The sequence below is a fragment of the Nitrospirota bacterium genome, assembly GCA_020851375.1.
GTDB lineage: Bacteria > Nitrospirota > 9FT-COMBO-42-15 > HDB-SIOI813 > HDB-SIOI813 > RBG-16-43-11.
Genome location: JADZCV010000044.1, coordinates 154,088 through 165,035, shown reverse-complemented (window position 1 = coordinate 165,035; position 10,948 = coordinate 154,088). Strand labels below are relative to the sequence as shown.

The 10,948-nt window shown below is 46.0% G+C and carries 9 protein-coding genes; 4 read left to right on the top strand and 5 right to left on the bottom strand.

The window, feature by feature from the left end; translation table 11 throughout:
* Positions 1-123 precede the first annotated feature (123 nt).
* On the top strand, positions 124-1,719 hold the full coding sequence (locus IT393_08990) for a hypothetical protein (protein MCC7202775.1): 1,596 nt from the start codon (positions 124-126) through the stop codon (positions 1,717-1,719).
* On the opposite strand, the gene IT393_08985 is transcribed toward IT393_08990, so the two are convergent.
* From IT393_08985 to IT393_08965, 5 genes are all read right to left on the bottom strand, one after another.
* A complete protein-coding gene (locus tag IT393_08985; GenBank protein ID MCC7202774.1) occupies positions 1,714-2,643 on the bottom strand; it encodes a flippase-like domain-containing protein in 930 nt (309 codons plus the stop codon). The genes IT393_08990 and IT393_08985 overlap by 6 nt on opposite strands.
* A 26-nt stretch (positions 2,644-2,669) precedes the next feature.
* Entirely contained in the window at positions 2,670-3,440 is a 771-nt protein-coding gene (locus tag IT393_08980) for a class I SAM-dependent methyltransferase (GenBank protein MCC7202773.1), read from the bottom strand.
* Entirely contained in the window at positions 3,430-4,179 is a 750-nt protein-coding gene (locus IT393_08975; protein MCC7202772.1) for an acyltransferase, read from the bottom strand. The genes IT393_08980 and IT393_08975 overlap by 11 nt, the downstream gene beginning before the upstream one ends.
* Positions 4,180-4,323: 144 nt before the next feature.
* Complete coding sequence (locus IT393_08970) at positions 4,324-5,469, bottom strand: glycosyltransferase family 4 protein (protein MCC7202771.1); 1,146 nt, start codon at positions 5,467-5,469, stop codon at positions 4,324-4,326.
* Positions 5,470-5,489: 20 nt separating this feature from the next.
* On the bottom strand, positions 5,490-6,377 hold the full coding sequence (locus tag IT393_08965) for a glycosyltransferase family 2 protein (GenBank protein ID MCC7202770.1): 888 nt from the start codon (positions 6,375-6,377) through the stop codon (positions 5,490-5,492).
* Between the two features lie 255 nt (positions 6,378-6,632).
* Here IT393_08965 and IT393_08960 point away from each other — a divergent pair, with 255 nt between their 5' ends.
* The 3 genes from IT393_08960 to IT393_08950 all read left to right on the top strand — a co-directional run bounded on the left by IT393_08960 (position 6,633) and on the right by IT393_08950 (position 10,946).
* Entirely contained in the window at positions 6,633-8,783 is a 2,151-nt protein-coding gene (locus IT393_08960) for a PDZ domain-containing protein (GenBank protein MCC7202769.1), read from the top strand.
* 62 nt (positions 8,784-8,845) lie between these two features.
* A complete protein-coding gene (gene gmd, locus IT393_08955; protein ID MCC7202768.1) occupies positions 8,846-9,892 on the top strand; it encodes a GDP-mannose 4,6-dehydratase in 1,047 nt (348 codons plus the stop codon).
* Positions 9,893-9,899: 7 nt separating this feature from the next.
* On the top strand, positions 9,900-10,946 hold the full coding sequence (locus IT393_08950) for a GDP-L-fucose synthase (GenBank protein MCC7202767.1): 1,047 nt from the start codon (positions 9,900-9,902) through the stop codon (positions 10,944-10,946).
* The last annotated feature ends 2 nt before the right edge of the window (positions 10,947-10,948 follow it).

Here is a 10,948-nt window from a genome sequence, read left to right as displayed (position 1 = left end):
AAATCTACCACCCTTCTAATCTTTTTCTAATCTTCTTTTAATCTTCCTTTAATCTTTAATCTGTACAATTTAACCTTAATTAAGAGCAGGTGATGACCGTAACCACAAGAAACTCAGAGACCCTTGCGCAATATCCTGAAACAACCTTCATCTGCTGCCTTAATCGTCATCGCAATAGCCTTAATCATTTTCTGCTTCAGTCCCCTGCTGAGACTCTTCTTTATCAATGACGACCTCACCATCCTCTATGGCGCTGAAAAAACCCTCGGTATTTCATCCTCAAAGATAGATTACCTGACAACGATACTGACCACTCCGAGTACTTTTGACCTGGCCTACAGGCCGCTTTCTGTGATGCTTTATCCGGCTTTTTTGTTAAAGGTCTTTGCCCTGAACCCCTTTGGGTATCATCTTGTCAATCTGTTTCTTCATATCCTTAATACCATTCTGTTCTTCTTTCTGATTCAAACCATTTTCAAAAATAAGATCACCGCATCCCTGTCAGCGCTGTTGTATGGGGTACGGGATTACCACTATGCGCTTCTGGCCTATTCCGTAGCAGGAAGCGCAGATTTACTAGTCCAGACGACCATGATTTCCAGCCTTCTATTCTACTTTAAATATCTGAAGGGCGGAAGGCGGGTCCACCTTTTCTTTGTCTATCTGTTCTATATCCTGTCCTTTCTGTGCAAGGAAATTGCAGTCACCCTGTTTGGATTACTTATCCTGGTCTTTTGCTATCATCATTTGGTCGTCTTAAAAGGCAAAATTGAACTTAATAAAATGAGGCATCTCATATTCCCATTGGTTGTGACATGTCTCTTTGTTGTCTGGAGAATGACCCTGCAGCAAACTGCGGGTTTCCCGAGCAGACTGCAAATAGATTTTTTAATTCCCATCCGCTTCTTCATATATATTGCGTACAGCCTGCTGGGATACCATTATACTCTCCCTTTTAAGAGCCAGCTGCAGTATGCCAATTTTCTTGAGTTATATGCCGGTTTCATAATATTCATTATTTGTATCGCTGCGTTGAACAACAGAAATCTGCGGAATCAGATGACACTGGCGCTAATATGGTTCACTATTACGATATCACCGATGTTACTGCAGCCCGGCAGGTATGCGGTTCATTATACGATAATTCCTTCGTATCTTCTCATCGGGGTCTTTGTATCGCATGGTGTAACAATCTTCACAAAGAGAAATGCATTATATAAACCTGTAGCTATCCTGGCATTATTAGTGTACCTCTTTTTAAACTGGCAGGTTATACAGTTGAAATATAAAGACCGTATCTGGACTGGCGGTTACCTCAGGACAGCAGATTCTGCACGGCTGGCCACTATGTTATATGAGATTAAACATATAGCGCCGGAAATTGGGCAAAATTCAAATGTATTCATTGCCAGCTACTACAGCGATGTATATGTTTCTGCCAGTCCCGGTGGCGAGGAGTATAAACTCCACTTCATTGGAGAGCATCTGCTGAAACTCTTCTATAACAACCCGCGGATGGAGGTCTATTACCTGTACCCTGGCAAGCCAAAGGGCAATGTTCCTGTCAGTTGGTTTTCCAGTTATGGAGAGTTTTTCCACTCGTATGACTCTGGAAAAGATATTCTATTATTATATCTGAATGGCCATTTTCGTGATTACAGCAAAAAGGAAGAAGAATCACAAAAAATTGTGTGGTACGGTTGGAAAGGCCGGCTATAACCCAATCGCAGTTTTAGTCATTTTTCTCGTCTTGGGATTAATAAGAAGTGCCATCAAAATAAGGATCTCAATGCCGATAAGCCACAGTCTCGATAAAAACGACAGACCAATAGCTACAGATGCAGGTAAAAACTGACTGAGCAGAACCGAGAGCAGCCCCTCACGTACACCAAGGCCTGCAGGCGTAATGAACGCCAGATATCCTGCTGTAAATGAAATAGCAAAAATACCTGCCAGTATTGGGATGTGGATTAGTTCCAAAGTATAAAATGCATTAACAAAAAAATAAAAGGCAGTGCCTGTTATTATCCAGTAGCAGGAATAGTAACAGGTTAGTAATAACATATCCTTAAAAGAGAGGGATATCTTAACCGGTTTTTTGCCGGCCCATGCCAGAACAGGATTCACAATTTTAAGAAATGGTTTTGGGTGGAGGAACAAGACAAATACCGGCAGGATAAAGATCAGGGGCAATACCTTTACCAGCAAATCTGCCGCAGGCCAGAAAAGGAGTGAAAAAACAAACACAATACATGCGGCTACAACCGGATAAGCCTGTTCCAGCAGGATGCTGATCCCTGATTTAGAGTCTGGAATCCCTTCAAGCCTGCACAGGTATAGTCTTCCGAGGGCCGACCAGATGCCGCCGGGGATGTATCTTCCGAATAAAGATAATAAAAATATTATTGTCCCTTTAGCCTTCCCTATCTTTACACCGATCATTTGCAAAATTATTGTCCAGCCAATGCCACAGAATACGTAGGCAAAAATTATAGCGGGGATAGAAATCACAAGCCAGACAGGCTGGGGGGACCAATTATATTTGGACAGGTTGTCCCACTCTTTATAGAAGGCAGCTCCCAGGAAATAACATATGATTATAACTAATATTATGCCTGTAAGTTTTTTATAGGGAATTTTCATTAAGTTGCTTGTGTCTTCTTATGAGGTTATCTTTTTCTGGCTACGAGCAGCATTCCTATACCCCACGGTAATGAACTGAAGATGTTGTCAATGCGAAAGAGGTTCCCCAGTATCAAAGTGGTCCAGCGGCTCAGTCCGATCCTCGTTGCTCTATCATCACATGATATCTTCCCGCCGCTTTTTTTATCTATGTGCCGGGCCCACATGAGAAAGACGATGCGGTGATAAAAGCGCATCAGTGGAAATCCCCAGGTGAATATTTTTTCAACAGAAAAAGATTGATCAGTAAAAAGTCTTGTGATGTCTTCCCTGGAGTATCTGCGCTTATGCCCTGCCATTTCGTCCCACTTATCCCATAAACGCTGGTTTGATGGGACAGTTATCAGGCAGAGGCCGCCTGGCCGCAATAATCTGCTGAACTCCCGGACAGCCTTATGGTCTTCTTCCAGGTGTTCCAGCACCTCAGCCGCAATTATGGCATCAAAAAACCTGTCAGGATAATCTGCCTCCAATGCACTGCCGCGCCTGACCTCAGCCGTGATGCCAGGTGACAGGCGCTTCATCCGTTCCGCGGTAACACGAAGACACTCGTCAGACATGTCTATTCCATATACATGATAGCCCTGCAGGGCAAGTTTGGCCATCAGGCTTCCGGTACCGCATCCGACATCAAGAATACGGCCTGAAGGGAGGCATTTGCGGAGGTTTTCCAATATCAGCCCCTCCCTGTAAAAATGCCTTGGGCCGCCGATCTCCCATGTGCCATAGTGGACCTCTTTACCCTTGTTATTTGCCACTGATGCTCTCCGATCTTTCCTGGATTACCCTTGCAGGAATTCCGACTGCAACACTAAAAGGGGGTATACTGCCGGTAACCACAGCCCCTGCGCCAACAACAGAACCCTCTCCTATTTTTACGCCATCCAAAATAGTAACCCCGGCGCCAATCCAGCACCCATCGCCTATCTCAACCCCTTCGATTGTAATCCCCTGATCCTTGATAGGGACATCAACCCTCGCAGTGACGTGACTTGAGGCAGTCACAAAGACCTGCCCTGCGAGAAGTACATTGTTGCCGATCTTAATGCCTCCATACCCATGAAGCTGACATGCCTGACCAATAAAACAATTAGCCCCAATGTCCACAAAACCATCGTCCCCGCCTGTGGATATCAGCGTAAAGGACCTTATTACAGAGTGTTTACGTATTCGTATGTAACCACTGCCGCCTGTCTTTGCATCCAGACGTACGGCATCATCAATAAAACACCCCTCTTCGACGGTAATATTTCCAGGACACCGGATGGATATATCTTTGCCGAGGAAAACCCTGCCAGTCAGGTTCATAATAAAGCGATAACAGTACAAACGAAGAAACGTGCCTGCAGCGCCCGGTATCCCCCCTAACAAACCTGTGATCAACTCGTAGCGAAGCAGGTCAAGGCATGATTTCCCGCCAACGACCCTGTTGAGGTAATTCCTGTAAGCCGATCCCTGTTTTTCCACACTACCGATGGTTTGAATATGTTTTTTCACCCAAAAATGCCCCTGTATACCCGTCATTCCCGCGGAACCTGTCCCCGCAGGATTTAAGCGGGGAGTGGGAATCCAGAATCAAGCCTCGGTCTGGATTCCCGCTTACGCGGGAATGACGTTTTCATAAGCCTGGTTTAATCAGGTTCAATCTGCAATGCCTTGTATAATTTCTGCAACCTTCCTGCCAATTGCATCAGCAGAAAAGTTATTATTAAAATACGTCATACCGTTTTGCGCTATCTTATTTCTGAGTGATTCATTATCCTTTAACGCAAGCACAGCCTTTGCCAGCGACGCCGGATCACCGGGATCACAAAAGTATACATTTTTATTGTGTGTAAGGACACTGTCTGTAGCTAATGTTCTTGCTGTAATAAGTGGTTTTCCTGCTGCCAGACAGTTATACACCTTGCACGGAATAACCCTCAATGCCTTATCGCTCTTACCGAAAATTCCAAGGCAGATATCAGCATTACTGATAAGGCCTGCGAGTTCAGACTCTTTTACAAACCTGTCTATAAAAGTGACATTCTTTAACCCAAGTCCTGTGGCCAGCCCCTTCATCTCAGGCAGGAGTTGTCCGGTTCCCACAAGGGTGAATCCAACCGTTCCATTATCTGTTTCCTGAAGCATCCCTGCTGCCTTAAGGATAATATCCACCCCATGCAAAGGTATATAAGACCCGAAATAGAGGACCGTAAATTTATTGTTCTTGCTTGAAGAAAGGCCGCTTGTATTATTGACAGGGAGCGAGGAGCCAACGGGTATTGCATGAAATTTCCCGGCAGGCAGGCTGAATTCACTGACAAAATAGTCAATATGGGCAGGAGTATCCAGCAAGACTGCATCGGCAATCCAGCAGGACCACGCATCTGTCATATGGAGCAGTTTTGCCCTGACAGACCCTGATGGCACTATTGCCCTGTCTACGACTGCAGTATCATATATTGAAAGGAAGACATCAAAGATCAGGGGTTTTCTTTTAAATAGGTTCAGTAACTTTGCCAGAAATATGTCTATATGGCCGGCATAACCAACAATGATGGCATCGTGTTTCCCGATACCCCTGTATTTAATGATTAGCCTGAAATAGACCTGCAGGATCCGCAGGAGCTTCGTGATGATGGAAAAACCATCCTGAATGCCTGCAAGTTTATCTGAAGTCCCGCCCCAGAGGTCTTCATGACATTCGACAACATCTATGCCGTTCTTGCTGAGGCCTTCAATGATCACCCTGTTTCTGGGATACCCTTCTTCAAGTGAGTAGGTACCGAAATAACAAACCCGCAATTTCCAGCTTTTCCCTTGTTTCAGAGTTTATTTTCCTGTTCCGATTCCTCTGTCCGGTCTAACCGCAGCTGGGCTATCTGCTCGGCAATAAGGGTCATCATAAAGATGATTACACCATTTCCAATCAGGAGCGCAGACATGTTTGTAAACCTCTGAGTGGTTACGAATGTGTAAATATAATATCCTATGCCGACAACAAAGAAGGAGGCGCTTACAGGAAGAAAGACCCTTGAAGGCGAAAAAAGCGTTGCTATCTTGAGCATGATCATGAAAAATCTGATTCCATCCTTGAGAAGCTTGATCTTGCTCTTGCCTTCCCTCTTTAGTGCCACAATAGGGACAAAGGTAACACTATGTCCTGACCTGATCAGCGAGAGTGTAAGGGTGGTCGGATAAGAAAAGGTGTTTGGCAGCAGGTATATAAATCGCTTTGCAATCTTTCCCTTAATTGCCCTGAATCCGGAAGTAAGGTCCGGTATTTCTCTCTTGGTAAGATAGCTTGCAAATCTGTTATATATGGAATTGGCAATATCCCTGTGAACAGATGTCTCAGACTGACTTGTCCGTGCCCCGATTACCATTTCATAGGGGCCAATCTGTTCAAGAAGCCTTGGTATGTCTTCAGGTTTGTGCTGGCCATCAGCATCCATGAGAACGATTATGTCCCCTTTTGCTGCACGCAGGCCGCTTTTAACTGCTGCGCCGTTTCCAAGATTATATGGATGGCTAACGACGGTTGCACCAGCCTCAAGCGCTGCCTTCTCAGTGCCGTCTTTAGAACCGTCGTTTACAACGATGACCTCACAGTTTCCTCCCAGGATATTTTTAACTCCTTTAATAACCTTCCCGATGCCCTTTTCCTCATTCATTGCCGGGATAACAACGGATACTGATTGACCAGGATTCATAATGAATTGTATGTTAACCTATATGATAATAAAGGTCAATTTAGAAAAACCATGGTATGACCTGCCGGCAGGGGGTTACAGCTTAAGTTGCCCCCCATGCCGCTTATTGTTATGATATAAAAAACAATAGCAGGAAAATAGAACGCTGAGACAGTGAAAAACCTGAAATATAAAATTATCCATGCCACTCTCGCAGTTGCCCTGATTGGCGCCTGCGGTTGCACGCAAAAAGCCCTTCGAACCAGCGGAAATGTGATGTCTGACTTTAATCCCTTCTTTTTCCCTGCGACAGAGGATGTCCGGCAGGAACCAAAAGCACCCTTCCTCGGAGTTCATATGGAGGTTGTGCCTGATCAATATCTCTCTGACCCGGTCAGGAAGGATAAAGCCGTGTATATTGATCGTATTATACCTGACAGCGCTGCGGCAGAGGCAGGCATGAAGCCCGGGGATATTGTAATTGCCGCTGATGGGGAACTTTTTGATGATAAGACTCCACCAATGGATCAGTTGAAAAAGGCTATAACAGGGAAGAATAGAGGAGACAACCTGATGTTGACCATCATCAGGGACGGCAAAGAGATGAGCATAGGGGCAAGGCCTGGAGTAAGGAGGAAAATTGCACCGAAGATTAAGCCTCACCCGGAGACAGATGCGATGCAGAAAACAATGGATAAGACCAGCTCTGCTGTTTATCATATGATGGAGGATTCCGGCAGACTGCAGGATTTCCAGACTACGCTGGCGCAGCTCAGGGAGCAGAGCTTTTTCCCTGATAGCGATAAGTTGGCGCACGACAATTCCTTCCGTTTGAGTGAGATCAATTATCTTTTACAAAATCCAACCAATATCCTTCCTGTATCCAGGGAAATTACGGCCTCTGTCCTCAGTCACATCTCAGGTGATGCCTGCGATCTGAACGGTTTAATTGAAGAGGCTTCACTGCTGCTTGATGTTGAAGTAAAAAGCGGGCCTGAGGATCCTCGGGCTATGGGCAGCCTTGACGGGATATTAGGCTATATTACTGAGACGATTTCCAGGGCAGAGTATTATAGACAGGAGTCCTTTAAGGGGCTGTCAGGGGAAGACAGGAAATTCCTGGAAGAGAAGGTGCTGGGTATCTTATCAGAGGATAAAGAGGCCCCTGAGCTTCAGGAAAGGCTGCTTGAAGTCGCCGGAAAGGTGGACTTCGCGATGTTATTAAGATCTGTGGTTGAGGCTTCAAAAGCAGTATCGCCTCAGGTGATAGAGGCCTTGAAGAAGTTAAATCCCGGGGCAATCAAAAGGCACAATACAGTGTCTCCTGATGTTGCCGAAGGCGATGTCCTCGACATGATAGATTCGGTCTTTGGGAGGATTATTGTTGGAGGCCCGGGCAGTACCCGTTATATAGGCAATGCCTTTATGATTATAGACTTTGGCGGCGACGATGTGTATGAAAACAATGCAGGGGGATCCACGATCGAATACCCTTTCAGTATCACGATAGACCTCGCCGGCAATGACCGGTACATTACAAGGGAGAACATATCCCAGGGGGCAGGGTTTATGGGAACGGGCATACTGGCGGATATTGAGGGAAATGACCTTTATATGGCTGACAGGGTTTCCCAGGGGGCTGGCATATTGGGGGGAGGAATCCTGCTTGATCTTCACGGGGATGATATATATATGGCAGACGCTGTTGCAGAAGGGGCTGGCATCTTCGGCATAGGTATGCTTCTCGATATGCAGGGAAACGACACATATGAGTCCCATGTGAAATCGCAGGGGTTCGCCTCTGTCAGGGGATTCGGGGCTTTGATAGACCTGAAAGGAGGAGATCTTTACCTTGCCGGGGGTAAGTATCCTGACTACAGAGAGCCGGGATACTCCACACTGAGCCTGTCGCAGGGTTTCGCCATAGGGATACGTCCGAACGAGTCAGAAACAGGCGCCTCAGGCGGCATTGGTCTGTTGATTGATAAGGACGGAAATGATAAATATATAGGTGACTATTTTTCCCAGGGTGCGAGTTACTGGTACTCGCTGGGCATTCTCCATGACATGAGTGGAGATGACACATATATTGCAGGCAGATATGCACAGGGTGCAGGGATACATACGTCAGCAGGGATCCTGATTGATGAAAGGGGAAAAGATTCCTACACTGTAACCTTCGGTGTCTCACAGGGCGCAGGGCACGACTATGGCACAGGTGTCCTGGCTGATTTTGACGGGGACAATACCTTCAAAGGCGGCGTCCTGTCAAGAGGGGCTGCAACCTGCGGAAGCATCGGCATCCTTTATGACAAATACGGCAAAGAATCATCCCTGAGTGACAGCGGAGGTCAGGAGGGTGGTAACGGGGAGGTTCCCTGCGGTGCCCCTGGTTTTGGAATATTGATGAACGGCAGAACCGATTAATGGTATGTAATTTGCTTTGTATTTTATTGATTCTAAATGATATTAATTGAAAGGACGTGATTATGCCAAAAAAAGCATTGGTGACCGGGATTACAGGTCAGGATGGATCATATATGGCAGAGCTGTTGCTGTCAAAAGGGTATGAGGTTCATGGGTTGATACGGAGGGCGAGCACGTTTAATACCGGCAGGATAGACCATATCTATGTAGACCCTCATGATCCTGCAGCCAGGCTCTTCCTCCACTATGGAGACCTCTCTGATGCAGGGCAGATCACGCATTTTATATACAACATCCAGCCAGATGAGGTCTATCACCTTGGTGCGCAGAGCCATGTCAGGGTTAGTTTTGATATGCCGGAGTATACAGGGGATATCACCGGCCTGGGCACTACCCGGTTACTGGAGGCGATCAGACGCAGCGGCAACAGCGTAAGATTCTATCAGGCATCGAGCAGTGAGATGTTCGGGGCTGCCCCTCCTCCCCAGGCAGAAGATACACCCTTTTATCCGAGGAGCCCCTATGCAGCGGCAAAGGTCTATGCCTACTGGATGGTGGTCAACTACCGTGAGGCATACAATTTATTTGCATCCAATGGGATATTGTTTAACCATGAGTCACCGAGGCGCGGGGAGATATTTGTTACAAGAAAGATCACAAGGGCAATAGCAAACATAGTTGCCGGGAAAGAGAAATATCTCTATTTAGGCAATCTTGAGGCAAAAAGGGACTGGGGATTTGCCCCAGAGTATATGGAGTGCATATATCTAATGCTCCAGCATGACAAGCCTGGTGATTTTGTTGTAGGGACTGGGGAGACCCATTCAGTAAGGGAATTTGTAGAAGAGACCTTCAGCTATGCTGGTCTGGACTGGAAGGAGCATGTAAAGATAGACCCAAAATATTTCAGGCCTACAGAGGTAGATGTGCTCAAGGCCAACCCGGCAAGGACAAAAGGGGCACTGGGGTGGGAGCCAAAGGTTGACTTTTCCATGCTCGCAAAGATCATGGTGGATGCTGACATGAGAGAGTTGGGTGTTGAGCCAAAAGGTGAAGGAGACAGGATGTTAAGAGAGGTATATCCGCATAAATGGTGGAAGAGGGATTAGTGCAAAAATGAAGACATACCTGTCAGGTCATAGAGGGCTTGTTGGATCTGCCATTCTCAGGACCTTAAATAAAAAGGGTTATACGGATACTGTGTACAGAACGAGCAGTGAGCTTGATCTGCGAAGGCAGTCTGATACAGAAAGCTTTTTTGAAGCGGAAAGGCCGGATCACGTTTATCTGGCTGCGGCAAAAGTGGGCGGCATATTGGCAAACGATACCTACAGGGCTGATTTCATTTACGACAATATGTCTATTGCCTTAAATGTAATTCATTCTGCCTACAAGTTTGGGGTAAAGAAGTTTCTCAATCTCGGTTCCTCCTGCATATATCCAAGGCTTGCCACTCAACCAATGAAGGAGGAATCTCTCCTGACAGGGAGTCTCGAGCCTACCAATGAACCTTATGCTATAGCAAAGATATCTGCCATTAAGTTGTGCCGTTATTATAATGAGCAGTATGGGACAAACTTCATATCCGTGATGCCTTCTAATCTTTTCGGGCCCGGTGATAACTTTAATCTTGAGACTGCACATGTCCTGCCAACCCTGATACGGAAATTTCATCTGGCAAAGCTGTTAAGGAATAAGGATTTTGAAATGATAAGGACTGACCTGAAAACTTTTCCATTAGGTTTTGGCATTGATCTGTCACCTTCCTCCCTCATGTCTGAAGAACAGATACTTGAACGGCTTGGCATTACAAAAGACTATGTTTTTCTGTGGGGCAGCGGTGAGCACTACAGGGAGTTTCTGTATGTGGATGACCTTGCAGGCGCCTGCGTATACCTGATGGAGAATTACGATTATAAAGACATCGGGGAGTTTGTGAATATAGGGATGGGCGAGGATCTGAAGATAAAGGAACTTGCAAATATTGTAAGAGAATTAACCGGCTTTACAGGCGATATAAGGCATGACCTTTCTAAACCTGAAGGAACGCCGCGCAAGCTCCTTGATACTTCAAAAATCAGGTCCATGGGCTGGGCCCCTGTTACCAGTCTTGCGGAAGGAATAATGAAGACGTATGAGTGGTATCTTGGCAATATGCAGTAATC